Below are 24,452 nucleotides of genomic sequence, written 5' to 3' on the forward strand. Positions count from 1 at the left end.
TTAATTAAGCGTTTATGTTTTATGAATGTTTGTTAAGTAGTGTTCAGATTATTAATCTAATATTAATTTCATTAATAAGAGTAAACTTTCACAAAATACTTTTGTATTTTCAATGAAGTTATAAAGAAATTTCATTATAATAAAAGAAATACGTAATGAAAGGTGAATGATATGTCAGTAACAGAAGGAAATACGTTGTTATATGTATTAATTGGGTTAGGTGTGCTTGCGTTATTATTCTTTATTCTTTGGTTGCTTGCATTATCAAGCAAGAAAAAGTCGATTGCATTAAAAGAAGAAGAGTTTCGTAAAGCTCAAAAAATGAGATCTGATGAGTACCATGAGGAAAGTGAAAAAACGCGCTTAACATACAAGAAAGACTTAGCAGAACAAAAAGAGACATTCCAGAAAGCGATAGAGGAAAAATCATCACATATTGAATCGTTAAAACTATTTTCAAAAGATAAAGGTGAATACTTAACAGACTTAACGTTAATTCAATTGAAAGAGCAGTTGATTCGTGATGAACGCATTCGTCCTGAGGATATGCACGTATTAGCAAACATCTACATTCCAGGGAAGCGCGTAAAAAGTACTGATAAATTAGATCACGTTGTATTAACACGTACAGGTATTTATTTACTTGATTCTAACTACTGGACAGGTCACATTTACCACGGTGTGAGTGAGATGCAGTTTGATGGTGAACCGATGCTTGAGTCAGTATTTAATATTTTAGGGTTAGATCCTAAATTAGAACAAACAATTGTATTAGATAAGAATAAAGATGGCAATGCTGAATTTAGAACGTATAATCATTCTTTAGAAGCATTAAAATTAAAAGCTGAACGTTTAGAAAAAGTATTCGAATTACCATATCCGGTGACACCTATTGCATACTACAATGCTGAAGGTGTAGGCAGCGAACACATCACGAACTACTCTAGAGATAACAGTGTGAAGGTAATTGTTGGCGAAGAAGAATTACAGACATTCTTTGAGAAATTTGTCTTCCACGGCAGATTCCAGTATACAGTTGAAGACTTAAATCGCATTATGGATAGCATAGATCACTTAAATCCTTAAAAAATAATCCCCTCAAATGATTTTTCATTTGAGGGGATTTCATTTTGTTATGCTGATTTACGTTTGACTAAATATAATCCTAAACCTAACAATCCAACCGCAGCAGCACCTGTGCCGGCAGCTTCACCTGTAATCGGTAATTGTTCTACCGCTTCAGTGATTGCTGGTTTATCTGATGATGCAGGAATTTGATTCGATTGAATCGTTGTATTCAATTTTGTTTCGTTAGTCATCGCAACTTTTTCAAATGGAATTACTTTATCATCTTCCGGTGTTTTTTCCTCAGTTACAACAGGATCTTCTGTCGTATCTTCTTTGATGATATTTCCTTCATTGCCTTCTTCATCAGTTGCTACATCAATTTGAGGTTTGTTGTCTTCAGTCGTTGGAACTTCAGTAGTAGCAGGTTCAGTCGTTGGTTCTTCAGTAGAAACATTAACATCACTTGCACTACCTGCAAGAATACGTTCAAGTGCGTCTGTTGTATACGCTGACATATCGGCTGCTTTAAAGTAATTTCTAACTACCGCATCTAATGATGGCCCTTCTTCACGAGGTCCGCCAAGCATCGTAAAACCGTCACCGCCAACAGCTAAGAAGTCGTTTGTCACAACTTTATATGTTTTCGTGTTATTTAATGGTTCAAATTTGTTCGTCTTCTTATTAAGAACTTCTATTGCATATACACGTTCTCCTGCAGGTTTAGTTAAATCATAATGTACTTTGATTGATTTAGAGATATGTAGGAATGCACCATTTGCATCTAATGCAGTTTTTCCGTCTTTTTCTACAGTCGGAGCGCTTAATGCATGTTCAAACATTGCTTTAACGTCTGAGCCTTTCACATCGATTTGAGTGATGGTATTACCAAAAGGTAACACTTTGATGATATCTCCAATCGTCACATCTTTATTTCCGTCAATTGAAGCTCTGATGCCTCCACCGTTTGTCACAGCAAAGTCTCCTGTAGTTTCAAAACCTGTCTTACTATAAGCTTCCATTGCATCGGCAATTGCATTTCCTAGATTTGTTTCTCTCGTACGTACATCGTTACGTTCTCCTTGTAATGCAACTGGGTTATGGAATACAACTTCTGAAGTCGCTTTACCGAAATTTGATTTTGCAGTTTCAACGATAGCTTTTACTGCATCATCCTGAGCGACTTCTTTTGTATCGGCTTCCTGTATTAATGAAGCTTTTAAATTTGTCGTTACTTTATTTTGAAGATCGAATGTTACTTTACCGATATTTGCTAAAGCAGTTCCTGTTTGAGCAAGAATTGCTGTATTTTTTAATTCACCATTTTCAATGACTGAGTGAGAATGGCCATCTAATACAATAATCGCGTTATTCATAAAATCTTTATTTGTCGCTAAGCTTGTCATTAAATTATCTCCACGCCAAGCTTGTTTTGTCGTACTGTCGATACCTAGGTGACTTAAAATAATAAATGCATCAACTTTACCTTGTAACTTTTTCATTTCTGCTGTTACAGATTTTACAGGATCTAAGAATGTTACACCGATAATGTTGTTCGGATGTGTCTTTGTAGCTGTTTCAGGTGTTGTCACACCAATGACTCCAAATTTCTTTCCGTTCTTTTCGATAATTGTTGATGGTGTGAAAACACTTTTACCGTCTTTATAGACGTTTGAACTGATGATTGGGAAGTTTAATAATTTTTTGTAGTTCATCGCAGTATCAAAGCCGAAATCAAATTCGTGATTTCCGACAGTCATAGCGTCATAACCGACTGCATTCATTGCTTTAGCCATATCTGCACCTTTTGAGAAGTTAGATAATGGTAATCCCTGGAATGCGTCTCCTGAATCAAACATGAAAGTAGGTTGTTCTTTAGCTTTAATTGTTTTTACTTTCGCCATGCCGATAACACGACCATCTTCAGCATCTAAACGACCATGCATGTCGTTGGTATGTAAGATTTTAATAGTGTTTGGATTTTCTGTAGTAGGTTGCTCTGTTGTGACAGCTTCTGTTGTAGGTGTTTCAGTTGTCACCGCTTCCGTTGTAGGTGTTTCAGTTGTCGGAGCTTCTGTCGTCACTTCTGTCGTTGGAGCTTCAGTTGTTGGTGCTTCCGTAGATGCTGCTAATGCATACGGACTTTGGAATAGCATTGAAATGATTAAAGTAAGTAATAAAGCAATGGTCGTGAAACGTTTCACTGTTTTCCCTCCAGATATTTTATTGTGTACAGTAATATAATAATGCAAAAATCATACATTCTCTCATTTTAATAAAAAAATTACGCTAAATTTACATAAATCTTAAATTTGAAACGTAAAAGCAATGATAAAGAGCAGAGGACCAGCAATATAAGTCATTAGGAGATAACTTAAACCAAGTAACTTGTGACGATAAAATAATTGCACAACCTCTACATTGAAGGTTGAATAGGTCGTAAAAGCACCTAAAAAACCAGTACCGAATAACAGCATAGGAATATCGTATCTAGCGACCAGTCCAAGCAGGAAAGAACCTAATAAATTGATAATGAGTGTACCATACGGAAGAGAGTGGTTCAGACGCCCGCTTATAAAATATCTCAGCATCGCACCGAACGGGGCACCGAGTGCAACCAATAACATTACTTTTCACCCCATTTCATACCAGCTGCAGCACACGAAAGTCCACCAAGTATAGTGATACTCATATAAATGATGAGCAGCGTATAATGATGCGCCAGATAGAGATCAGATGCATCCTTACTTAACGCGGAAAACGTAGTAAAACTACCGAGGAATCCAGTCGTGATGCCTGTCTTAATATGATAAGAAATATTCATGCGTTTAAAATATGTCGTACAAAAACCGAGCGTGAATGCGCCAATTAAATTGACACACAGGGTATAAAGCGGAGCGTGCAGGATTAAACTGACGGCATATCTGCTACATGCGCCCAGGATACTCATTACTGCAATCCATAAATAAATCATAAAAACCTCCAAAATAAAAAGGATTGACGGATCAATCCTTAAAGAATACCAAATCTAAATAATATACTGATCAGTTGTAAAACAATGATTGCTAAAATAATATACGGCCATACTTTTGCTAATTTATACAGGCCGGTAGAAATTTCATGAGGTTGTTTTAAAGCTTTATCGATTAAGACGATACTGATGATAAGCAGAATGCAGCTTAATAGACCTGTAAACAATATAATAGAAGTAATTGATCCAAATAATATTGAAAGTATCGGATTATAACCATTACAGAATATACTTAAAACAGCAAAGAATATTGAGAAGTAAACATATTTATTCGCTTTCATGATGTTCCTCCATTCATTAATCAATTTATTTTACCATATCATTGGGATTTAATTGAATAACTTTCTAAAAAAGTTCAAAATCTGTGTCAATTTCACTTTAAAGGTGCTCTATCATTAGCAAAAGCAGCAGTTATATGATTATAATAAGATGAAATACTCACATTAAATCTGGAGGAATAAATAATGAAAAATTTAAATGTACAAGTATTTGCAGATGGTGCAGATATCGAGCAGATGAAAACAGCTTATGCTAACCAAACAGTTGACGGATTTACTACAAATCCTTCATTAATGGCAAAAGCAGGTGTAGCAGATTACAAAGCATTCGCTGAAGCAGCAGTTAAAGCAATTCCGGATGCATCGATTTCATTTGAAGTATTTGGTGATGATATGGATACGATGGAAAAAGAAGCGGCAATTATCCAGTCATTCGGTGAAAATGTATTTGTTAAAATTCCGGTAGTTAATACTAAAGGTGAATCGATGATTCCTTTAATCAAGAAACTATCAGAACAAGATATTAAATTAAATGTTACTGCTGTCTATACGATTGAACAAGTGACTGAAATCGTTAAAGCAATCAAACCAGGTGTAGAAACTTATGTGTCAGTATTTGCAGGTCGTATTGCGGATACAGGTGTTGACCCAATGCCATTGATGCGTGCAGCTGTTAAATTATGTCACGAAAAAGAAGGCGTGAAATTATTATGGGCATCTTGCCGTGAGTTATATAATGTTATTCAAGCTGATGAAATCGGCTGCGATATTATTACATGTCCTGGTGATGTGGTGAAGAAGATTCCAAACATCGGACGAGACATCGATGAATTATCAGTCGATACCGTAAAAGGATTTGCAAAAGATATCCAGTCAAGTGGATTAGGAATTCTATAAATATAACTAAAACCAATGTACATGAATGTGCATTGGTTTTTTTATGCCATCATTATTTAAAAAAATTAAAAAATATATTTAAATAATATTTAAAATTATCTGATTATTATGATACTATTAATATGTAAAAAAGAAAGGGGTTACAAGATGGATTTCGTAAACATTAGTGAAAACTGTATGAGCATTGTCTTTGAAGAGCGTATTGACCCTGAAATAAACGCACAGGTCATACAACTGAAAAGCGCCATTGAAGCATCTGACATTCCAGGGATACTTGAACTCGTTATTTCATATAATACTTTAGTAGTATATTTTGATGATTCAAAAACGTGTCATGAGACATTAACTGAAGCGATTCAGTCCCTTGAACTTACGACGAATGAGAATGTTTTGGGGAAGACATATATTATTCCGGTGTGCTACGATGCACCGTACAATCTGGACTTAGAAGAGATGTCTCAGTTACATAACAAATCGACAGAAGAAATTATTCAAATACATACAAGCAAGCCCTATTTAATCTATATGTTAGGCTTCATGCCAGGTTTCCCGTTTCTTGGGGGACTTGATGAAGCAATAGCTACGCCACGTAAAGCTTCTCCGCGTAAAGAAATTCCAGCTGGATCTGTGGGGATCGCTAATGCGCAGACAGGTATCTATCCTCTTGCGTCTCCGGGTGGATGGAACATTATCGGGAAAACGCCATTAAAGTTATTTGATCCAGAAAGAAATCCGGAAGTATACTATTCGGCTGGCGATTATATAAAGTTTAAACGAATTTCAAAGGAAGAATACGATGTAATCGAAACAGCTGTTCAAAATGGAACATATGAAATTGAAACGGAGGTACATTAATGGGACTTCAGGTTATTCATCCGGGATTGTATTCAACGATTCAGGATTTAGGTCGCGCTGGTTTCCAGAATGTAGGGTTGTCTCCTGCAGGTGCTATGGATTACCGTGCATTATTACTTGGTAACTTATTACTGGATAATACAGAACATATGAGTATTGAAATGACGATGCAAGGTGGTATCTTCAAGTTTACAGAAGCGAATGCTTTTGTGATTACAGGTGGTAATATGATGGCCACGCTCAATGATACACCGGTCGTTAATCGTTGCGTCTATAATGCTCAGGCAGGTGATATCTTAACATTTAAGAGTGCTAAAAACGGCTACCGTACTTATCTGACTGTCAAAGGCGGATTTGATATCCCGAAAGTTCAGGATAGTTATGCCACACATATGAAGATAAAACTTGGCGGTCTTGAGGGGCGTACCCTCATTAAGGACGATATCCTTCAATTTAGTAATCCTCAAAATGTTAAGACGAGACGCGTGAATACACACTTTATTGATAAGGTGAGCACGATTCGCTTCATACCTGGTCGTCAATACGATCGCTTTAAGCATCTTGCTGCGTCTTTGTCACAGACATATGAGATTTCCAATACATCTGACCGAATGGGTATTCGTCTTAAGGGTGAGACACTTGAAGTGAAGACGAACTATGATATTATCTCTGAACCTGTACAACTCGGCTCTATTCAGGTTTCTTCAGACGGTCAGCCTATTATACTGATGAACGACAGACAAACAGTTGGTGGATACGCAAAGCTTGGTACAGTATACTTCAGTGATATCCCGACACTTGTCCAGAAAGCTCCTGGTAGTGAAATTAGACTTGTTGAAGGAACATTAGAAGAAGCGATTGCAGAAAAGAAGAAAATGATGAAGATCATCAACGAAGTCGGTATGCATGCATTCGACATCAGACATACAAGCAATAAAATTCAAAACTTATTAGAGAAGGCGGAATCATAATGAATTCAGATAAATTACAACAACTCATTGATATGATGAATAGTAATGAATTAAAGGTGATATCGATCAAAGAAGGCGATAATGAGTATTATATCGAAAAGGCGATTCAGGAAGTCCATAGTGTTCCTGTTCAAAATACACCGCTAGCACAAGAAACACAAGCTGTTGAACAAAGTGGTCATCACGTTCAGAAATCACAGCTCGTCGGCACATTCTATAATATGCAGGATGAAACGTCTAAAGAACCATTTATCCGTGTTGGAGATAAGGTTGAAAAAGGTGACCGTATCGGTATTATAGAAGCGATGAAAGTAATGAATGATATCTTTGCTGATGTGGATGGTGTGATTGAAGCAATTCATATCGAGAATGGTACTGCGGTAGGATATGACGAACCATTAGTAACAATTAAAGAGAAATAAGGGGGTGTAGTCTTGGAACAGAAACCTTTAAAGAAAGTATTGATAGCCAATCGCGGAGAAATTGCGATTCGAATTATTAGAACGTGTAAGAAGATGGGGATTCAGACGGTTGCTGTCTATTCAACGACAGATGCAGATAGTCTGCACGTGGCACTTGCGGATGAAGCATACTGCATCGGACCTTCAAGCTCAACAGAAAGCTATCTGAATATGAATAATATCATTGCAGCTGCTGAAGTAACGGGCGCAGATGGTATTCATCCGGGATACGGATTCTTAGCGGAAAATGCTAATTTTGCACGTCTGTGCGCTGAGCATGACATCATCTTCATCGGTCCGACACCAGAGACGATTGAGAAGATGGGAGATAAGGCTGAGGCGCGTAAGACGATGGTAGAAGCAGGAGTACCTGTCATTCCCGGTTCTAAAGATGTGATTCCGACACTTGCAGAAGCAAAGGTTAAGGCTCAGGAAATTTGCGTGCCGATGGTCATTAAAGCAGTTGCCGGTGGCGGTGGTAAAGGGATGCGAATCGTCAGTCGTATGGAAGACTTCGACAACCTCTTCAATGCCGCGAAGAACGAGGCAAAAAAAGCATTTGGTGATGACCGTGTATACATAGAAAAATTTATTAAGACTGCGCGACACATTGAAGTACAGGTCATCGGTGACGGAAAAGGGGATGCTGTGCATCTGTTTGACCGAGACTGTTCAATACAGCGTAATAACCAGAAGCTCGTAGAAGAAGCGCCAGCTGCAATTGTGCCGGACCACGTAAGACAAAATATGACGCGCGATGCAGTCAATGCCGCAAAGAACATTAATTATCGCGGTGCAGGCACGTTAGAGTTTCTGTATGTAGAAGCGACAGAAGAATATTACTTCCTTGAAATGAATACACGTGTGCAAGTTGAACATACCGTGACTGAAATGGTGACGGGTATCGATATTATAGAAGCGCAGCTGAATATTGCACTGTTTGATACGTTTGATTTAGTACAGGATGAAATACACATTAACGGCTTTAGTATTGAGTGTCGAATCAACGCAGAAGATCCAGACCATGGTTTTAGACCAAGTCCTGGTAAAGTGAAGTTTCTAAACTTGCCGAGCGGGCCTGGGGTGAGGATCGATACGTTCCTTTATCAGAAATGTATGGTATCACCATACTATGATTCAATGATTGCGAAATTCATTACTTATGATAAATCACGAGACCGTGCATTACGTCGTATGCTTTCAATATTAGATGAAACAGTAATAGACGGTTTCCCGACGAATCTGGATTATCAGTATCGTATTATCCAGCATCCGAGATATCAATCGAATGAAATTGATATTAAATTCCTAGAAAAAAATCACTTCCTGGAGGGCTAATGATGAAGATAGATTTGAATGCAGATTTAGGGGAGAGCTTCGGTAATTATTCAATCGGTAATGACGAAGCGATTATTCCGCTGATAACTTCAGCGAATATAGCATGTGGCATGCATGCTGGAGACTTTAACGTCTTAGAGAAGACCGTTGCTTTATGTAAGGCACACAATACAGGCATTGGTGCTCACCCGGGATATAACGATCTTATGGGATTTGGCCGTAAGCAAGTGAGTATGACTTATGAGGAAGTTGAAAATCTTGTGACCTATCAGTTAGGTGCAATTCAGGGGTTCTGTATAAAACATGATGTTGTACTTAATCATGTTAAACCACATGGTGCACTTTATAATGCTACATTTAAAGATCCACAGCTTGCACAAGCAATCGTTAACGCTATTAAAGCATTTAATCCGGAACTGAAAGTGATGGGGATTGCTGGCGGTAACTTAGTACGTGTTGCTCGTGAGAACGGTCTTGGTGCAATTAATGAAGTATTTGCTGATAGAAATTATACTGACGAAGGCACACTCGTTGCACGAACGGAAAGCAATGCGATGATTCACGATGTGGATGAAGCAGTGCGTCACGTCTTAAGGATGGTCAAAGACCAGCAGGTTAAGACGATTACCGGCAAACTGATTCCGTTACAAGCTGACTCAATCTGTGTTCATGGGGATGGACCGGAAGCTTTAGCGTTTGTTGAAGAGATTCGTGCAGCATTAAAGGAAAATAATATAGAGATTACAACAATTTAATCATGAAAAGGGGTAACAGGATGAATAACGAGAAACCTAAAATGACTGCTGCACAACGCAGATTGTTGTTTGGAGCCATCTTCCTGATGGCAACTTCAGCAATCGGGCCAGCATTCTTAACTCAGACAACGCTATTTACAGAAAAGTTTATGGCAAGCTTTGCCTTTGCTATTCTTTTAAGTATTATCATTGATATCGGTGCACAGCTTAATATTTGGCGCGTGTTGACTGTAACAGGTAAACGTGGTCAGGATATTTCAAATGAAGTATTTAAAGGATTGGGTAGTTTTATTGCTATTTTAATCGTACTGGGTGGACTTGCATTCAACATTGGTAATGTGGCCGGTGCAGGGCTTGGATTTAATGCATTACTTGGTATCGATGTGAAACTTGGTGCAGTGATTACTGGTATTCTTGCAATTATTATCTTCAGTAGTAAAAGTGCGAATAAAATGATGGATGTTGTAACACAAATACTAGGTGTCGTTATGCTCTTAACTGTTGCATTTGTAATGATTAAAGTACAACCACCATACGGAGAAGCGTTTACGAAGATGGTGATGCCTGAAAATCCATTAGGCCTTGTTATGCCGCTAGTTACGATTGTAGGTGGAACAGTGGGAGGATATATTACATTTGCCGGAGCACACCGTTTAATTGATGACGGTATGGTCGGTAAAGCAAATCTACCGTTTGTATCACGTGCAGCAAATCTTGGTATCTTAACAACTGGTGTGATGCGTTTCTGTTTATTCTTAGCAGTATTAGGGGTAGTCGCTACAGGTGTAAAACTTGACCCGACAAACCCACCGGCATCAGCATTCCAGTTTGCTTTAGGACCGATTGGACCTAAAATCTTCGGTCTAGTATTACTTGCTGCTGCACTGACATCGGTCATTGGTGCCGCTTATACTTCAGCATCATTCTTAAAAGGATTCCATCCGGTATTTACAAAGCACAATAATATTGTCGTTATCTGTTTTATCGTATTCTCGACAATCGTCTTCCTGTTAGTAGGTAAACCAGTTAAGTTACTCGTATTAGCCGGTGCATTTAACGGATTGATCTTACCGATTACGTTAACAGCTATTTTATTTGCAGCGAAAAATAAACGTATCGTTGGCGATTATAAGCATCCGACATGGTTATTAATATTAGGTATTGTTGCTGTCCTTGCAACGATTGGTGCAGGATTTATGTCGATACAGGGATTAATTGATTTATGGAACCAATAAGTATAAACTTGAGACAAAATTCATTATTTGTCTCAAGTTTTTTTATATAAATTTAAAAAAAATAGATAACAGAAGCTGAAATCTTGATTTTTGAATCCATCATTCTCAACCGGCAGTAAAAATGTTACACTTAAAGTGACTAAATTTAAGGCGGGGTTAGAACATTGGCATTCAGATATATGAAGCTATCAGATGAACATTATCGACATGTATTATTTAGATTTGGAGATTTCTTTGAAGACTTTAGATGCTTTGTTGAGACGAGTAAAGAAATGACAGATGAACTGAAGATACCGGTGGATAAGGACGACTCGTATACACGATATTTAGTAAGATTATTTGTTATCGCTGAAGAATTCTCACATAAGAAAATCACAGATTCACGATGTGATGAAACAATTGAGATGATTACTAATGTTGTAAATAATAAGAACTTCAATCGATATAACAGTGCAGAAAGTGGAGTGCCGGGTAGAATGTATCAGGCATATCAAATCTTTGTCGGTGAAGGACTTACAGTAGAATAATACTTTAGAGGTTGGGACGATTTGTCTCAGCCTCTTTTTTGTAATAAAACATTCCTATAAGATTCAACTAAAAATGAGATTATCTCTCTCTCTTTATGGGTAGAAATAATCATTAAATAAACTAGACGGAAAAAGGTGAAGATATGGGCAGTGCATTCTTTTGGGGGGCAGTATCAGGATTTGCAGTATTACTCGGTGCAGTCGTAAGTATGATTATTAACATACCAAAGAAAGTTTTAGGCTTTATTATGGCGTTTGGTGTAGGTATCTTGATTGGTGCAGCAACATTTGAACTATTGCAGGATGCAATGGAGAAAAGCCATATCATCAATACGATTATCGGCTTTATTGCCGGTGCGTTGACGTTTACGATACTGGAAGCGGTGATTGCGCATCACGGTGGTAAACACAGAAAAAGATCAAATCAACATGAACTCAATCAGGAAGATGAACAAGCTGAAAAGCAGCAAGCGAAGAATAGTGGCAATGATTCAGGACTAGGAATCTTTATCGGAACCGTTATGGATGCAATACCAGAATCAATGATGCTCGGTATGAGTTTGATTGGTGGCAAAGGTGTCAGTATGTTGCTGTTAATCGCTATATTTATCAGTAATATACCGGAAGGATTATCAAGTACGACGGGGATGCTTAAAAGCGGACAATCTAAGGGTAAGATTATATTCTTGTTTGCAGTTGTAACACTCGTTGCAGGACTTAGTGCATTGTTTGGATATGTGTTCCTGGACGGTGCAAGTATGAGTATTATCTCGATTATCTCAAGCTTTGCAGCGGGAGGAATTATTACGATGATCGGGTCTACGATGATGCCAGAAGCATATGAAGAAGGTGGCGGACTCGTAGGACTGATGACAGCATTTGGTGTGATAACATCAATCATATTAGATCAGTTAGGGTAAGAGTGCGTATGCACTCTCTTTTTATGCAAATTTTTAACTATAAAATTATATCTGCCACCTAAAAGAAAGTGTTATAATTTGGATATTAAATACTCATAATAGGAGTGGCAATATGAAATTAAAAACTCTACTATTTATAATTAGTATACTTTTTCTTATTCAAAAACAATTTCTATTATCAATATGCTTTTTACGCTAGGATTTGTATTTAGATCATCAAATGATGAATGATAAAAAATTAGTACTATCTTGCTATAATATTTGTTATAATGACAACGATTGGAATAAAATTAGGAAGTGGCGATTATAATGGAATGGTTAGGTATGATTCCCTTTGTAGCGTATTGGTTACTCATCTTATGGTTCTTTATTACTATAATGTATTTATTAAAATTATTGATTGATACATTCCGTGTCAGAACAAATAGTAGAATCGAACTAGAGAAATTACAAAGAATAGAATTAGAAAAACGCATTGCTTTACTTGATAAGCAGTTAGCGGAGAAAGAAAAAATTGACCTTTAGGGGTCTTTTTTTGTAGGAGGAAATATGACACATTATCACTTTATAGCATCAAATGTTGAAATTGAAAGCGGGTATTTGGAACAAGCGAAAGTAGAAATGGATGAAAAGTTTGAAGGATCGAAGTGTAAGGTGCAATACATACTAGACTACAATCCAAGTAAAGAAATGCTTACAAAAGTCTATGAAGAATTGCATGAACATGTCGCACATAATAAGCATCATGACTATATCGTATTAGAAATAGCTTATGGATTAAGCGCAGAAGGCACACCACTTAAAGTAAACAAACGTTTTAAATTAGATTTAGAAGAGTTTAGAAAAGAACATCTCATCGATCTAAAAGAAGATGAGATGGTTTGTGTGGAGTGGAATAGATGGTTAAATCAACTGCATAAAAATAATAATCAATAAATATTTGAAATTTTCTGAATTTAATAATACACTAAGAGTGTAATAGTAAATTATTAATTCAGGGGGGATCATTATGACTAAAAAGATTTTTGAGATTGACTTAACGAAAAAAATGCATGAACAAAAACATCCAGGGCATAATCGTTGGCATCCTGATATCCCGGCGGCCTTTTCTGTAGATCCTGGTGAAGTATTTAAAATGGAATGTCTTGACTGGACGGATGGTCAAATTAAGAATAATGACGATCCATCTGACATTGAAAAAGTTAATTTAAAACGTGTTCATGTTTTAAGTGGTCCGGTTTATGTGAATGGCGTAGAGCCAGGGGATTTACTAGTAGTAGATATTTTGGATATCGGAACATTCAGTGCACATGAATGGGGATTTAATGGGATATTCGCAAAAGAAAATGGTGGAAGCTTCTTAGTGGACCATTATCCGAAAGCAGCGAAATCAATTTGGGACTTTGAAGGAATCTACGCAACAAGTAGACATGTGCCTAATGTTAAGTTTGCAGGCATCATTCATCCAGGACTAATGGGCGTTGCACCTAGTCAGGAAATGTTAGATGAATGGAATAGACGAGAAAAATCATTGGTCGATACAAATCCAAATCGTGTACCAGCATTAGCTGAGTTACCAGATCCTGATTCATGTGTATTAGGCACACTTAAGGGCGCGGACTTTGATCGAGTAGCAAAAGAAGGAGCAAGAACAGTACCACCACGTGAAAACGGAGGTAACTGTGATATTAAAAATCTTTCAAAAGGTTCAAGAGTATACTTCCCTGTATTTGTTGAAGGTGCAAAATTATCAGTCGGAGATTTACATTTCTCACAAGGTGATGGGGAGATTACATTCTGTGGAGGAATTGAAATTCCAGGATGGATCGAACTTAAAGTCAATGTCATTAAAGGTGGCATGGAAAAATATAAAATTAAGAGAAACCCTGCATTTCAGCCAGGACCAGTAATGCCTCACTATAATGAATACTTAGTATTTGAAGGAATTTCAGTTAATGAATTCTCTGGAGATCAGCTATATCTTGATGCGAATACAGCATATAGAAATGCATGTTTAAATGCAATTGAGTTCTTAAAGACATGTGGATACACAGGAGAGCAAGCATATATGCTGCTTGGATCTGCACCAGTACAAGGAAATATTGGTGGAATCGTAGATATACCAAATGCATGCTGTACATTATCGATTCCAAAGGAAATATTCACAAAAAATATTATTCCGAAGTTGGATGAATAATGCCAAAATATACGTTCAACTGTAAAGATTGTGGAGAATATGATGTTTGGAAATCGATGAATGATAATTTACAGGAAGATAAATGTCCGGAATGTAATGTAACAACGCATAGAGTATTTAAGGCATTTGGAACTAATCATATGGATCCTAAGTTGTATAAGCGAATTAATAGCGGCATGACACCGAAAGTCGTTAAACGTGAGCATTTACCCAAAAGTAATGTGAAACAACTGAATAAAAATCCGAACCCGATGTCGTGGACGGTATAGGAGAAAACCCACATTTTTTATGAATGTGGGTTTTTCAAATTAAAACTTTGCTATTTATTAGGTAAAGCCTTAAAAGAAGTTGGTGTTAAGGTTAGATTTTCAGCCATATCTCCATGTAATATATATAATTTCCCTGAATTCTTTGATAAATCATATTTGTATATTCTATATAGAAAATATTTATCTGAATTAATTTTAGAAAAGTATATTTCATTTGCAGAAATATAGAACGGTGATGAAATATCACTTTTTGTAGTTTTGACTTCAATATAAATTACATTACCCTCTTCATCGTAGGCTTTAATATCATATCCGGCCCCGTCACCCTCAAATTTAGCAGTATGAAAGACTTTTTCTGCAAGTTCACTTTTTCCTTTTCTGATTAAATCATCCTTAATATACTTAATTACTAATCTCTCACCGGCATTACCTAAGTTTTTATTCTGCTCATTGATAGCAGGAAAATCTAATATTTTACTAAAAAATGATTTCTTTAGTTTAATTTTTGGAATATCTGGTCTTTTTGTTAATTCCAACGTGTTTTCATTATAGTCTGCATATTTTTCATTTATGGTATTTAATCCATTTATAAAATCCTTGTTTTTTATATTTTCCCAATCAATAATTTGCCATTTAAAATGTACAGGTTTTTCTCTAGTTGAATCATGAGTAATGTATGCTAATTTTCCCATATACGTAAAATTGTCTTTTTTTGATTTTCTAAAAAATAAATGAATATTGTTTTTGTCAGAATCATGATTAATAAAATCTTGAATTCTTGCGTTGTCTAAAGTCATGCTATTTTGTGAATGCCATGTTAATATACCATCGTTTGATATTTGTTCGTCATAAATAGATTTATGTATATTATTATTGATGGTTACGAAAAAAACAAAGTTAGATGGATTATCTTTCAATCTTACAATTCCGTGTAATCCCCAACTCCCGGCTCCTCGTGAATAATTATTATGGTCATTAAATATCATACTTACTTCTTCTCTGGTATAAACTTCATTTAGTTCTAATATCTTCATAAAATTAGCTCCTTGTTTTTAATTACATTAAATATATACTCTCTATTCAACCAAAAACATTGCTTAGTAATCAATTGACCATCTGGTAATTCATATTGATCAGCCCCATCTCTGGCTTTTGGTCTAATGTGGCAAATTGGATTATCGTTAGCACCAGGTAAGTTATTGCTTATTCCACGTTTGACTGGTGTTAATATAACTCCATTTTGAAGTATATTTCGAGTATCTTGATAAAATCTTTTAAGATGTGTATTGATGTCTTCAGCTGGCATATTCCATAGTTTTATACTATGGAATATTTTTTCTTTACTTTCATTTTCTATAAATACTATGAACAACCACTTAGTAGATTCAAACTTTTCTTTCAGGTTACTATCTTCCCAACTTGTTTTAAGATAATGATGAAAGTTTATCTGTTCAAATGACATATGTTCTTTTGGATATCCATTTTTATTTAGAGTTATTGTTTTAAATTTAATATTAAATTTCTCGAATTCTTCGATTTTACTTAAATCATTTCCTTTAATACCTAACATATGGCTGACCAAATGAGGTACTTTAGATTTTCCTTTTGAGAGTTTGATATTAAGTTTTTTAGCAATCTCGTAATCTGCCATTCCGAAATAAGGTGAAAATTTTTCTTCAAGTACTTGTTCTAAAGATTTTTGAGTAATTTCTCTAGAAGTAGTGATAGATTCTAAATGTTCATTAGTAATATACTTTCGAACTAGAGAAGTCATATAGCCTTGTTTTATAGAGAATGCACGTTGTTTAGCTTTAATTTCACTGAAAGGTTGTTCTCTTAAAGATTTAGCAGCGGTAGCACCTTTTGTACAAGCTCCAAGAATTAAGGTATCTCCCTCTGAAAGTAGGTGTGCTTCTCCTTTAATAATTTTATCATGGATAATTTTCCAATCAGATTTAATAATTTCTAAATCTTCTTCGGGAAATTCAAATAATTCCACTTTAATAATCTGAGTATTGTCACGATCCATTTTATTGTCTTTATTCTTTTTATACTCATAAAAGAATAATAATAGTTTTTGATTTTTCATCCAAAAACTTGAATGATAGAAATCTAATTGATATTCTTTCATGTAATTAATTATATTTAACACTAATCTTTCTTTAGCTTTTAATTTACCTGACTTCATTTTAGTGATGCCTGTTGCTTTTAATTCTATTCCAACATCAGCAAAATCTGGTTCTGCATTAGAATTAATATCATATCCAAAGTAGCTTGCTTCAATGATGTGACCCACAGATCCCTTAACATTTGTGTTTTTTAACATATCCTTTTTATCAATTTCATATAAATACTTACCCTCAGCTTCTTTAGCATAAGAAATAAGTTCACGTGCACTTGAATATTCAAATTTTTCCATGTAAACTATCCTTTATCTTTAAGATGTATAATATGTTTTTTTGATATTTTTATTAATTCCTCTTTAGGGAATATTAAATTGGTTGGAACTTCTGCATAGCTATTCTTTGATGATTGTAATATGTACGGCCCAGAACTTTCTTTAATATAAAATCTGGAATTACGATTGGTTGCATTATATTCACTAATGTAATCATTATAGTTAGATTTATTGAAATCATAGTTCCTGTCTAGATATCTTAATAAGTCCTTTTTTAGAACTAAAACACTTTCTATTTAAATGATATTTTCAAATTTAATATCTTTCCAATTTTCAACTTCAGGGATTGTCCATCCCCATTTAAATAGATAAGCATCTGTCTCTGAATGCTTGCTATTAAACAACCATCCATCACGATGGGATTTATTGCTATTGATATATCCTAATTCTAATGCAAAAGTTCTAAGTCCAGTTTTATTGAGGTCATTATTAAAGTAATGAGTTGCAGCTTTTTCATCTATATTTAATTTTTGATTAAATAATTTATGTGTACCTACTATATCTATTCCTTTATGTTGTAAATCTGTTTCATATACACGTTTAAATTCTAAACCGTATTCTTGTGACAGTATCGGATAGATATATGCATCCAAATACTTTATCACTTCTTGTTCGACAATGAGATCTGCATTAAATGTACTTTTCATTTAGACACCTCAATTACTTTTTACAATAAGTATAAAATTTGTAAATAAAAAAGTCTACTCAATTCGAGTAGACTAAAATAGATTAAGTTGTGTTAATTCATCAGGATATTCTTTTTCAATTCTTTCGATTTCATTACCCATGCGTGTTATTAGTGGCACAACTAAAGCATTTCCCATACAGAAGAATCTCATTTTCTCTGGCATTCCTTCTGTCCAATTATCAGGAAAACCATTTAAGCGTTCAGCTTCGATAGGGGTAAGGGTTCTATATCTCTCGCCATCTTTAATAAAATGTGTTGATCTGTTAACTGAAGACTCACTTGTTAACATGGTTCTTGCAGGTAAATCTAGTACATCACTTTCAGACATCCCACCTTCACTATAGTAGTAGGTATGTCCATCAGCAGATGTTCTTTTAATTTTTTTTGGTCCTCTTAAATATTTAAATTTCTCAACTTTTTCTGGTGATAAGTAATAATTATCTTGAATATCTTTTTCTAATATTTCCCCAAGAGTAATCGGAGTCTCATATTTAGGAATTGTATGAGCAGTATATACTTTACCTTCTTTCATATATCCAGACGGATGGAAAGTAAAACTAAAGTTGTCTGATACATTTACGATATCAGAAGAAAGTTCAGTTGTTTCAACTCGATTTTTTACAATTTCTTTTGTGATAGGGAATGATTTTGCAAAAAATCCATCTTTAAAAACAATTTGTTCTTGTGATTTTTTATAAATGGATTTTGCATAATTAGTTTCACGACGGTATCCAAAAATGAAGACACGGCGTCTTCTTTGTGCATTTCCATAATCAGCAGCATTGATAACACGCCATTCAACATCATAACCAAGTTCGTTAAGTGTCGATAACATAACGCCAAAGTCTCTTCCTCTTTGTTTTGAAGGGGATTTAAGCAATCTATCAACATTTTCTAACAATATATATTTAGGAGCTACGTTTTGAATGAAGCGCGTAATCTCCCAAAAAAGCACACCTTTTTTACCTTGCATTCCCAATTCACCGTTTAGAGATCTTGCAACTGAATAATCTTGGCATGGAAACCCACCAACAATCATATCAACATTTGTAGCTGCAAGTTCCGAATTAGAAACTTGTGTAATATCTTCATTACTATGTACGCCTGTATCAAAATTCTTTGAATAACAATCGAAGGCATGCTGTACTTTTCTTGAAGGTTCCCATTGATTTGCCCAAGTTATATCAAACATTTTATTATTTGTATTTTCCAAACCGATACGGAAACCACCGACCCCGGCAAACATTTCAGCTACTTTTATCTTTTCCAATGGGAACCCTCCTTATAAACAATTCTTATATTATAACAAAGTATACGTTGATCCAAAATAGTGTATTTTACACTGGTACTTAACAGTATTATACCGAACGATCGTTCGTGTTGTAAAGGGAATTGCTATTATTTCTTAGAAATAAGGGTATTTAAAATATAAAAGTGTGGTGTGCAAAGATGGAGGATAAGAAAATCAATAAATCGATGAAAGGTAATTCATTTAAAAAAAGTAAACCTGAAGAGATTGTTCGTAAATTTTTATTCTCAAAAGGAATTAGATATAGAAAAAATGACAAAAGATTACCTGGCTCGCCTGATATTTATATCCCTAAATATAATACAGCGATATTTGTTAATGGGTGTTTCTGGCATGTTCACAATTGCGAACTCTTTGTTATGCCTAAAACGAATCAAGAATTTTGGGAGAGAAAATTTAATAACAATGTTTCAAGAGATGAAAGAAACATAGAAGCTTTAAATGAAATGGGGATTCGTGTAATAGTCGTTTGGGAGTGTGGATTAAAGAAAAACGATAGAGAAGAGACTTTGGATGATCTATATGAAATGATTATTAATGAGTCCTAGCAAATCTGTTATTTCTATTAAATTTATGCCTAAAACCTTTACTGGCGATTTCGTCTGCTCGGTATCCTAATTAATTCATCTAGTGACATATTAAAAATATTAGCTATTTTACATAGTTCTACTGCTGTAATAGCTTTTTCACCTTTTTCTATATTGGAATAAGCAGATTTAGATAGAAACATTTTTGATGCAACGTCCTGGCTTTTAATACCTAAATTCTCTCTATGCCATCTAATCGCTGCTGCAATCTCTTCATTTGTCATTATTTTCACCTTCACTTTTTAGTGAAAATAACAAAGAATAAAAAATAAAAGTGGGTATTTTCGAAGTTAGAAAATACCCACAAATTATATGAATTTTATATTATAATAAAGAGTTTTAAGTGCTAAAGGATACTAGATTTCTCAATCTCTTACTAAATAATTATATCAAAAGATAAATGTTTATTAACAAAAATTTTCAAATTAGAAATAAAATAATAGCTCTTGAAAATTCATAATAAAATTAAGTCATCTCACATCAAGGAGGTGACACCATGGATTTTGAGCTTGAACAAATACATAATGTGTTAGAAACAATTCAAGAACATCCGGATGCAGACTATTACGGTTACTTTAAAGACGACGACATCATCTACATCTTACTCGAGATGGGATTAGTGGAATTCAAGTTCAATGTCTTATTAGATAAACGAATATTTGAACCACATCTTCGTATTGAAGTAACTAAAAAGGGGCGACTCTTTATGACTGCATATATTAATCAAATGAGTTATTGATGGAAAGGCTGCTTAGGCAGTCTTTTTATTTTATAGTTTTATTAGTTCCAATAACTATTCACTTCTATGCTATTATTATCATGAGGTGAAGTGTCTGTGAATATTCATGATATAGCGAAGATGGCTGGTGTGTCGAAGAGTACGGTTTCCAGGTATTTAAATGGAGGTTCGATTAGTCAGGCGACGCGAGATAAGATTGACAGGGTGGTTAAGGAGACGGGTTATGCGCCGAATCAGTTTGCTCAGAGTTTAAAGGCGAAGCGTACGCAGATGATTGGCGTTATTGTACCAAGGCTTAATTCATATGCATCCAATGAAACGTTACTGGGTGTCGAGACTTATTTAAGACAATTGAATTATCAGACGATGATTGTGAATACGGATCTGGATTCAGAGCGTGAGATTAGTGCATTATATTCACTGGCTAAGAATAAGGTAGACGGGATATTATTGTTAGCGACTGAGGTAACGGATGCACATTTACAGGCGATTGCGTCGATTGATACACCGGTTATTCTTGTCGGTCAGTCGCATGACGGGATTCATTCGATTGTCCAAAATGATTACCAGGCAGGGTTTGAGATTGGTGAGTATTTCGGAAGGTTAAGGATGAATCGTATTGCTTATCTTGGCGTCGGGGAGTATGATCTGGCGGTTGGTGTTGAGCGTAAGTTAGGGGTACTGGATGGGTTGAAGCGGTATGATAAGACTGCAACGTGCTATACGACTTCTTTTAAGTTATCTGATGCAAAGGATTTTGCGAAAGATTTTATAGGTGAGTATGACGCTTGCATATGTGCCACAGATAATATCGCCCTTGGTGTCTTGAAAGCGGCATTTGATTTAGGGATTCAGGTGCCCTCAGAGCTTTCGATTAGTGGATTTGGTGGTTACGAGACAACTTCTATTGTGACACCGATGATTACAACGGTTGCTTATCCGTATCCTGAGACAGGTAAGTGCGCTGCAGAGTCATTAATTAAGCTTTTAGACGGAGAAAGTGTACCGATTTTACAACGTATGAGTTTTACAATTATTGAAAAAGAAAGCGTTGACATTTAATATGTCGAAGAGTAAAATGCTACTTAAGAAGTGTTTTACTTTTTTTTAGGATTGATTGGAACCGGTTCCAATTTGATTGGAGTTTATGGATTTTCAAAATTTTTAGTAGAAAGTAGGCGTCATATGGCGAAATTATATGCAATTGGTGAGGCATTGATAGATTTTATTCCGCATACTAAAGGTGTTGCCTTAAAGCATGTGGGTTCATTTGAAACTCAAGTAGGAGGAGCACCGGCAAATGTTGCAAGTTGTGTCGCAAAGCTCGGTAAATCATCTGCACTACTTACGCAACTCGGTAATGATGCGTTTGGTGACTTAATTGTAGATACTTTAAATGAAGCGGGTGTTGATACATCATATATTCAAATTACAGATGAAGCGAACACGGGTCTTGCTTTCGTCAGCTTAACTGAAGATGGTGAACGTGACTTTGCGTTCTACCGTAAGCCTTCAGCAGATATGTTGATGGATGGTGTTGAAGTAACATTTAGTACAGATGATATTCTTCACTTTTGTTCGGTTGATTTAATTCCTTCACCAATGAAAGAGACGCATATTAAAGTGATTGATCAGATGCATGCAGCAGGTGGTACGGTGATATTTGATCCAAATTTAAGATTTCCATTATGGCCATCAGAAGCTGAACTGAAAGCAACTGTCCTTGAATTTCTGCCGCTTGCGCATATCGTGAAGATTTCAGATGAGGAGCTTGCGTTTATCACAGGTTCAACAGACACAGCATCTATTCAAGATTTATTCACCGGTCACACTGAAGTTGTGATTTATACAGAAGGTGCCAATGGTGCTTCAATCTATACGAAGGACGGTTGTATTGGGCGTCATGATGGATATAAAGTTGAAGTACAGGATACAACAGGTGCTGGTGATGCATTTATCGGTGCTACCATTTATCAGTTACTAGGTAACTATGCCACGGAGTATATCCAACAGGAAGCACAAGCAATACTAGCATTTAGTAATGCGGTTGGTGCGTTAACGACGACGAAAAAAGGTGCGATTCAAAGCTTACCGGACATGACAATGATTCAACAATTAAAGGAGGAAAAGTAATGGCTAAAACAGACAAACAGATTGCTCAGGAAGTACTGGATGCAGTAGGGGGACAAGAAAATATTGCTTCAATTGCACACTGTGCGACACGTCTTCGTATTATGGTACATGATAAAGAGAAGGTTAATCAGGAACAGGTTGAAGATATTGAGAAAGTAAAAGGGGCATTCTATAACTCAGGACAATATCAAATTATCTTCGGTACAGGCACAGTAAACAAGATCTATGAGGCGGTAACAAGCTTAGGGGTTACGGGGAAATCGACTGCTGAAGTGAAGTCTGAAGGTAAAAAACAAGGAAACGCCTTCCAACGTGCCATTCGTATTTTCGGTGATGTATTTGTACCTATTATTCCGGTACTTGTCGCTACAGGTTTATTCATGGGGTTACGTGGTGTATTAATGAACGAACAGATCCTTGCATGGATGGGCATGACACCAAAAGATATATCTCCAAACTTTATCTTATTCACGCAAGTGCTTACTGATACAGCCTTTGCCTTCTTACCAGCATTAGTTGCATGGAGTGCATTTAAAGTATTTGGCGGGAGTCCTGTTCTAGGAATCGTCCTTGGATTAATGCTTGTAAACCCGGCCTTACCTAATGCATACGCAGTAGGGAACGGGACAGCTGAAGCATTGAAGTTCTTCGGATTTATCCCGGTCGTAGGTTATCAAGGATCAGTCCTTCCTGCATTCTTCGTCGGATTAATCGGAGCGAAATTTGAAAAGTTCTTAAGAAAGAGAGTACCAGATGCTATTGATTTAATTGTTACTCCATTCGTAACGTTACTTGTAATGATTACCTTAGGACTCTTTGTCATTGGTCCGGTATTCCATGGTCTTGAGACAGTAATTCTTACAGGAACGAAATGGGTTCTTGATTTACCGTATGGTATCGCAGGTTTACTGATTGGTTTCTTCCAGCAAATTATCGTTGTAACGGGTGTGCATCACATCTTTAACTTTATGGAAATTCAATTATTAGAAGAGTTCAAATACAATGAGTTTAACCCGATTATCTCAGCAGCGATGACCGCTCAAGGTGCAGCGACTGTAGCAGTTGGATTAAAGACACGTAATACTAAGCTTAAAGCATTAGCCTTACCATCAGCATTCTCAGCATTTTTAGGGATTACTGAACCAGCAATCTTTGGTGTTAACTTACGTTACTTCAAACCATTCGTATGTGGATTAATTGGAGGAGCTGTTGGTGGATTCTTAGCATCATTATTCCATCTAAAAGCATCAGGTATGGCGATTACTGTATTACCTGGGATGTTATTATTCATCAAAGATATCGGACAGTTACCGTTTTACTTAATCGTATTAGCTGTATCATTTGCAGTAGGATTTACAATGACATGGTTCTTTGGCTATAGCGATAAAATGGCAGAAGAATTAAAGCAAAAATAATAAATGATTAATAAAATAAAGCCTGTCTTGTGACTCACAAGACAGGCTTTATTTTATAGATCTTAGCGTGATTCAACCCTAATTTTAAAACCATCTACGCAAAACTCGATGCATTTTTTTGCCATTACTTCTTTGCTGAATTGCATCAGCTGGGGTAACGCCAGTATCAAAAGCATTTAATTCTGCCTTTAGCTGAGATATTCTACCTGCTCTTCCTACACTAGAAGCCCAGTTTGTTGGCTTCTTCATTTGCACCTCAATTAATTCTGATAATACATCTGCTCTCGTTCTCATTGAAAACACTCCTTTAAAGTTTTTTACAAT

The 24,452-nt window shown here is 35.8% G+C and carries 29 protein-coding genes; 19 read left to right on the top strand and 10 right to left on the bottom strand.

Annotation, left to right across the window (positions count from 1 at the left end):
* Positions 1–171 precede the first annotated feature (171 nt).
* Positions 172–1,086, top strand: a complete 915-nt coding sequence (locus tag ACMGE6_RS07890) for a nuclease-related domain-containing protein (RefSeq protein ID WP_414045941.1) — start codon at positions 172–174, stop codon at positions 1,084–1,086.
* Positions 1,087–1,133: 47 nt separating this feature from the next.
* Here the strand turns inward: ACMGE6_RS07890 and ACMGE6_RS07895 are convergent, their stop codons facing one another.
* From ACMGE6_RS07895 to ACMGE6_RS07910, 4 genes are all read right to left on the bottom strand, one after another.
* On the bottom strand, positions 1,134–3,269 hold the full coding sequence (locus ACMGE6_RS07895) for a 5'-nucleotidase C-terminal domain-containing protein (RefSeq protein ID WP_414053359.1): 2,136 nt from the start codon (positions 3,267–3,269) through the stop codon (positions 1,134–1,136).
* 102 nt (positions 3,270–3,371) lie between these two features.
* A complete protein-coding gene (locus tag ACMGE6_RS07900) occupies positions 3,372–3,692 on the bottom strand; it encodes a fluoride efflux transporter FluC (RefSeq protein ID WP_414053360.1) in 321 nt (106 codons plus the stop codon).
* The gene (locus tag ACMGE6_RS07905; RefSeq protein WP_414053361.1) at positions 3,692–4,039 is read right to left on the bottom strand and encodes a fluoride efflux transporter FluC; all 348 of its coding nucleotides are present in this window, start codon (positions 4,037–4,039) and stop codon (positions 3,692–3,694) included. Before ACMGE6_RS07905 ends, ACMGE6_RS07900 begins: the two co-directional genes overlap by 1 nt.
* Before the next feature lie 38 nt (positions 4,040–4,077).
* Entirely contained in the window at positions 4,078–4,377 is a 300-nt protein-coding gene (locus ACMGE6_RS07910) for a hypothetical protein (RefSeq protein ID WP_414045945.1), read from the bottom strand.
* 183 nt (positions 4,378–4,560) lie between these two features.
* Here ACMGE6_RS07910 and ACMGE6_RS07915 point away from each other — a divergent pair, with 183 nt between their 5' ends.
* The 13 genes from ACMGE6_RS07915 (at position 4,561) to ACMGE6_RS07975 (ending at position 14,799) form a co-directional block, all read left to right on the top strand.
* Positions 4,561–5,271 carry a transaldolase gene (locus ACMGE6_RS07915; RefSeq protein ID WP_414053362.1) on the top strand — a complete coding sequence of 237 codons (711 nt, stop codon included), beginning with the start codon at positions 4,561–4,563 and terminating at the stop codon, positions 5,269–5,271.
* Between the two features lie 147 nt (positions 5,272–5,418).
* On the top strand, positions 5,419–6,126 hold the full coding sequence (pxpB, locus tag ACMGE6_RS07920) for a 5-oxoprolinase subunit PxpB (RefSeq protein WP_414053363.1): 708 nt from the start codon (positions 5,419–5,421) through the stop codon (positions 6,124–6,126).
* Positions 6,126–7,097 (top strand): biotin-dependent carboxyltransferase family protein, encoded by a 972-nt coding sequence (locus ACMGE6_RS07925; protein WP_414047058.1) that lies wholly within the window; start codon positions 6,126–6,128, stop codon positions 7,095–7,097. Before pxpB ends, ACMGE6_RS07925 begins: the two co-directional genes overlap by 1 nt.
* Positions 7,097–7,519: an acetyl-CoA carboxylase biotin carboxyl carrier protein gene (locus tag ACMGE6_RS07930; protein ID WP_414053364.1), complete on the top strand. Its 423-nt coding sequence runs from the start codon at positions 7,097–7,099 to the stop codon at positions 7,517–7,519. Before ACMGE6_RS07925 ends, ACMGE6_RS07930 begins: the two co-directional genes overlap by 1 nt.
* 12 nt (positions 7,520–7,531) lie before the next feature.
* A complete protein-coding gene (gene accC / locus ACMGE6_RS07935; protein WP_414053365.1) occupies positions 7,532–8,896 on the top strand; it encodes an acetyl-CoA carboxylase biotin carboxylase subunit in 1,365 nt (454 codons plus the stop codon).
* A gap of 2 nt (positions 8,897–8,898) precedes the next feature.
* On the top strand, positions 8,899–9,651 hold the full coding sequence (locus ACMGE6_RS07940; RefSeq protein ID WP_414053366.1) for a LamB/YcsF family protein: 753 nt from the start codon (positions 8,899–8,901) through the stop codon (positions 9,649–9,651).
* Positions 9,652–9,671: 20 nt separating this feature from the next.
* A complete protein-coding gene (locus ACMGE6_RS07945; RefSeq protein WP_414045952.1) occupies positions 9,672–10,886 on the top strand; it encodes an NRAMP family divalent metal transporter in 1,215 nt (404 codons plus the stop codon).
* 164 nt (positions 10,887–11,050) lie between these two features.
* Positions 11,051–11,413, top strand: a complete 363-nt coding sequence (locus ACMGE6_RS07950) for a hypothetical protein (protein WP_414053367.1) — start codon at positions 11,051–11,053, stop codon at positions 11,411–11,413.
* Positions 11,414–11,556: 143 nt separating this feature from the next.
* Positions 11,557–12,333, top strand: coding sequence for a ZIP family metal transporter (locus ACMGE6_RS07955; RefSeq protein ID WP_414053368.1), 777 nt, complete (start codon positions 11,557–11,559; stop codon positions 12,331–12,333).
* A 309-nt stretch (positions 12,334–12,642) separates the two neighbouring features.
* A complete protein-coding gene (locus ACMGE6_RS07960; protein ID WP_414045955.1) occupies positions 12,643–12,858 on the top strand; it encodes a hypothetical protein in 216 nt (71 codons plus the stop codon).
* A gap of 24 nt (positions 12,859–12,882) precedes the next feature.
* The gene (locus ACMGE6_RS07965; RefSeq protein WP_414053369.1) at positions 12,883–13,269 is read left to right on the top strand and encodes a hypothetical protein; all 387 of its coding nucleotides are present in this window, start codon (positions 12,883–12,885) and stop codon (positions 13,267–13,269) included.
* A 73-nt stretch (positions 13,270–13,342) separates the two neighbouring features.
* Entirely contained in the window at positions 13,343–14,530 is a 1,188-nt protein-coding gene (gene fmdA, locus ACMGE6_RS07970) for a formamidase (RefSeq protein WP_414053370.1), read from the top strand.
* The gene (locus ACMGE6_RS07975) at positions 14,530–14,799 is read left to right on the top strand and encodes an FmdB family zinc ribbon protein (RefSeq protein WP_414053371.1); all 270 of its coding nucleotides are present in this window, start codon (positions 14,530–14,532) and stop codon (positions 14,797–14,799) included. The genes fmdA and ACMGE6_RS07975 overlap by 1 nt, the downstream gene beginning before the upstream one ends.
* A 50-nt stretch (positions 14,800–14,849) precedes the next feature.
* Here ACMGE6_RS07975 and ACMGE6_RS07980 read toward each other — a convergent pair whose 3' ends face one another.
* The 4 genes from ACMGE6_RS07980 to dcm form a co-directional block, all read right to left on the bottom strand.
* Positions 14,850–15,833 carry a DUF3427 domain-containing protein gene (locus ACMGE6_RS07980; RefSeq protein ID WP_414053372.1) on the bottom strand — a complete coding sequence of 328 codons (984 nt, stop codon included), beginning with the start codon at positions 15,831–15,833 and terminating at the stop codon, positions 14,850–14,852.
* Complete coding sequence (locus tag ACMGE6_RS07985) at positions 15,830–17,218, bottom strand: Sau3AI family type II restriction endonuclease (protein WP_414053373.1); 1,389 nt, start codon at positions 17,216–17,218, stop codon at positions 15,830–15,832. The genes ACMGE6_RS07980 and ACMGE6_RS07985 overlap by 4 nt, the downstream gene beginning before the upstream one ends.
* A gap of 275 nt (positions 17,219–17,493) precedes the next feature.
* Entirely contained in the window at positions 17,494–17,904 is a 411-nt protein-coding gene (locus tag ACMGE6_RS07990; RefSeq protein WP_414053374.1) for a hypothetical protein, read from the bottom strand.
* Positions 17,905–17,976: 72 nt separating this feature from the next.
* Positions 17,977–19,215: a DNA (cytosine-5-)-methyltransferase gene (gene dcm, locus ACMGE6_RS07995; protein ID WP_414053375.1), complete on the bottom strand. Its 1,239-nt coding sequence runs from the start codon at positions 19,213–19,215 to the stop codon at positions 17,977–17,979.
* 179 nt (positions 19,216–19,394) lie between these two features.
* Between dcm and ACMGE6_RS08000 the strand changes: the two genes are divergently transcribed.
* Positions 19,395–19,802: a very short patch repair endonuclease gene (locus ACMGE6_RS08000; protein ID WP_414053376.1), complete on the top strand. Its 408-nt coding sequence runs from the start codon at positions 19,395–19,397 to the stop codon at positions 19,800–19,802.
* Between the two features lie 38 nt (positions 19,803–19,840).
* Here the strand turns inward: ACMGE6_RS08000 and ACMGE6_RS08005 are convergent, their stop codons facing one another.
* Positions 19,841–20,065 (bottom strand): helix-turn-helix domain-containing protein, encoded by a 225-nt coding sequence (locus ACMGE6_RS08005; protein WP_414053377.1) that lies wholly within the window; start codon positions 20,063–20,065, stop codon positions 19,841–19,843.
* Between the two features lie 272 nt (positions 20,066–20,337).
* On the opposite strand from ACMGE6_RS08005, the gene ACMGE6_RS08010 reads away from it, so the two are divergent.
* The 4 genes from ACMGE6_RS08010 to ACMGE6_RS08025 all read left to right on the top strand — a co-directional run bounded on the left by ACMGE6_RS08010 (position 20,338) and on the right by ACMGE6_RS08025 (position 24,128).
* Positions 20,338–20,580, top strand: coding sequence for a hypothetical protein (locus tag ACMGE6_RS08010; RefSeq protein WP_414053378.1), 243 nt, complete (start codon positions 20,338–20,340; stop codon positions 20,578–20,580).
* A gap of 90 nt (positions 20,581–20,670) precedes the next feature.
* A complete protein-coding gene (locus tag ACMGE6_RS08015; RefSeq protein WP_414053379.1) occupies positions 20,671–21,642 on the top strand; it encodes a LacI family DNA-binding transcriptional regulator in 972 nt (323 codons plus the stop codon).
* Between the two features lie 123 nt (positions 21,643–21,765).
* A complete protein-coding gene (locus ACMGE6_RS08020) occupies positions 21,766–22,713 on the top strand; it encodes a carbohydrate kinase family protein (RefSeq protein WP_414053380.1) in 948 nt (315 codons plus the stop codon).
* Complete coding sequence (locus ACMGE6_RS08025; protein ID WP_414053381.1) at positions 22,713–24,128, top strand: sucrose-specific PTS transporter subunit IIBC; 1,416 nt, start codon at positions 22,713–22,715, stop codon at positions 24,126–24,128. Before ACMGE6_RS08020 ends, ACMGE6_RS08025 begins: the two co-directional genes overlap by 1 nt.
* Before the next feature lie 84 nt (positions 24,129–24,212).
* Here ACMGE6_RS08025 and ACMGE6_RS08030 read toward each other — a convergent pair whose 3' ends face one another.
* The gene (locus ACMGE6_RS08030; protein ID WP_414053382.1) at positions 24,213–24,422 is read right to left on the bottom strand and encodes a hypothetical protein; all 210 of its coding nucleotides are present in this window, start codon (positions 24,420–24,422) and stop codon (positions 24,213–24,215) included.
* Positions 24,423–24,452: the final 30 nt, after the last annotated feature.

The organism is Macrococcus equi (assembly GCF_047426745.1).
GTDB lineage: Bacteria > Bacillota > Bacilli > Staphylococcales > Staphylococcaceae > Macrococcoides > Macrococcoides equi.

What these genes read in the sequence shown, in the direction of transcription:
- ACMGE6_RS07915 (WP_414053362.1), top strand. Translation starts at nt 4,561, where the DNA reads ATGAAAAATTTAAATGTACAAGTATTTGCAGATGGTGCAGATATCGAG.
- fmdA (WP_414053370.1), top strand. Translation starts at nt 13,343, where the DNA reads ATGACTAAAAAGATTTTTGAGATTGACTTAACGAAAAAAATGCATGAA.
- ACMGE6_RS07910 (WP_414045945.1), bottom strand. Translation starts at nt 4,377, where the DNA reads ATGAAAGCGAATAAATATGTTTACTTCTCAATATTCTTTGCTGTTTTA.
- ACMGE6_RS07990 (WP_414053374.1), bottom strand. Translation starts at nt 17,904, where the DNA reads ATGAAAAGTACATTTAATGCAGATCTCATTGTCGAACAAGAAGTGATA.
- ACMGE6_RS07890 (WP_414045941.1), top strand. Translation starts at nt 172, where the DNA reads ATGTCAGTAACAGAAGGAAATACGTTGTTATATGTATTAATTGGGTTA.
- ACMGE6_RS07985 (WP_414053373.1), bottom strand. Translation starts at nt 17,218, where the DNA reads ATGGAAAAATTTGAATATTCAAGTGCACGTGAACTTATTTCTTATGCT.
- ACMGE6_RS08010 (WP_414053378.1), top strand. Translation starts at nt 20,338, where the DNA reads ATGGATTTTGAGCTTGAACAAATACATAATGTGTTAGAAACAATTCAA.
- ACMGE6_RS07930 (WP_414053364.1), top strand. Translation starts at nt 7,097, where the DNA reads ATGAATTCAGATAAATTACAACAACTCATTGATATGATGAATAGTAAT.
- ACMGE6_RS08020 (WP_414053380.1), top strand. Translation starts at nt 21,766, where the DNA reads ATGGCGAAATTATATGCAATTGGTGAGGCATTGATAGATTTTATTCCG.
- ACMGE6_RS07960 (WP_414045955.1), top strand. Translation starts at nt 12,643, where the DNA reads ATGGAATGGTTAGGTATGATTCCCTTTGTAGCGTATTGGTTACTCATC.
- pxpB (WP_414053363.1), top strand. Translation starts at nt 5,419, where the DNA reads ATGGATTTCGTAAACATTAGTGAAAACTGTATGAGCATTGTCTTTGAA.
- ACMGE6_RS07905 (WP_414053361.1), bottom strand. Translation starts at nt 4,039, where the DNA reads ATGATTTATTTATGGATTGCAGTAATGAGTATCCTGGGCGCATGTAGC.
- ACMGE6_RS07900 (WP_414053360.1), bottom strand. Translation starts at nt 3,692, where the DNA reads ATGTTATTGGTTGCACTCGGTGCCCCGTTCGGTGCGATGCTGAGATAT.
- ACMGE6_RS08030 (WP_414053382.1), bottom strand. Translation starts at nt 24,422, where the DNA reads ATGAGAACGAGAGCAGATGTATTATCAGAATTAATTGAGGTGCAAATG.
- ACMGE6_RS07980 (WP_414053372.1), bottom strand. Translation starts at nt 15,833, where the DNA reads ATGAAGATATTAGAACTAAATGAAGTTTATACCAGAGAAGAAGTAAGT.
- ACMGE6_RS08005 (WP_414053377.1), bottom strand. Translation starts at nt 20,065, where the DNA reads ATGACAAATGAAGAGATTGCAGCAGCGATTAGATGGCATAGAGAGAAT.
- ACMGE6_RS07940 (WP_414053366.1), top strand. Translation starts at nt 8,899, where the DNA reads ATGAAGATAGATTTGAATGCAGATTTAGGGGAGAGCTTCGGTAATTAT.
- ACMGE6_RS08025 (WP_414053381.1), top strand. Translation starts at nt 22,713, where the DNA reads ATGGCTAAAACAGACAAACAGATTGCTCAGGAAGTACTGGATGCAGTA.
- ACMGE6_RS07925 (WP_414047058.1), top strand. Translation starts at nt 6,126, where the DNA reads ATGGGACTTCAGGTTATTCATCCGGGATTGTATTCAACGATTCAGGAT.
- ACMGE6_RS07965 (WP_414053369.1), top strand. Translation starts at nt 12,883, where the DNA reads ATGACACATTATCACTTTATAGCATCAAATGTTGAAATTGAAAGCGGG.
- ACMGE6_RS07955 (WP_414053368.1), top strand. Translation starts at nt 11,557, where the DNA reads ATGGGCAGTGCATTCTTTTGGGGGGCAGTATCAGGATTTGCAGTATTA.
- ACMGE6_RS07945 (WP_414045952.1), top strand. Translation starts at nt 9,672, where the DNA reads ATGAATAACGAGAAACCTAAAATGACTGCTGCACAACGCAGATTGTTG.
- ACMGE6_RS08000 (WP_414053376.1), top strand. Translation starts at nt 19,395, where the DNA reads ATGGAGGATAAGAAAATCAATAAATCGATGAAAGGTAATTCATTTAAA.
- ACMGE6_RS07975 (WP_414053371.1), top strand. Translation starts at nt 14,530, where the DNA reads ATGCCAAAATATACGTTCAACTGTAAAGATTGTGGAGAATATGATGTT.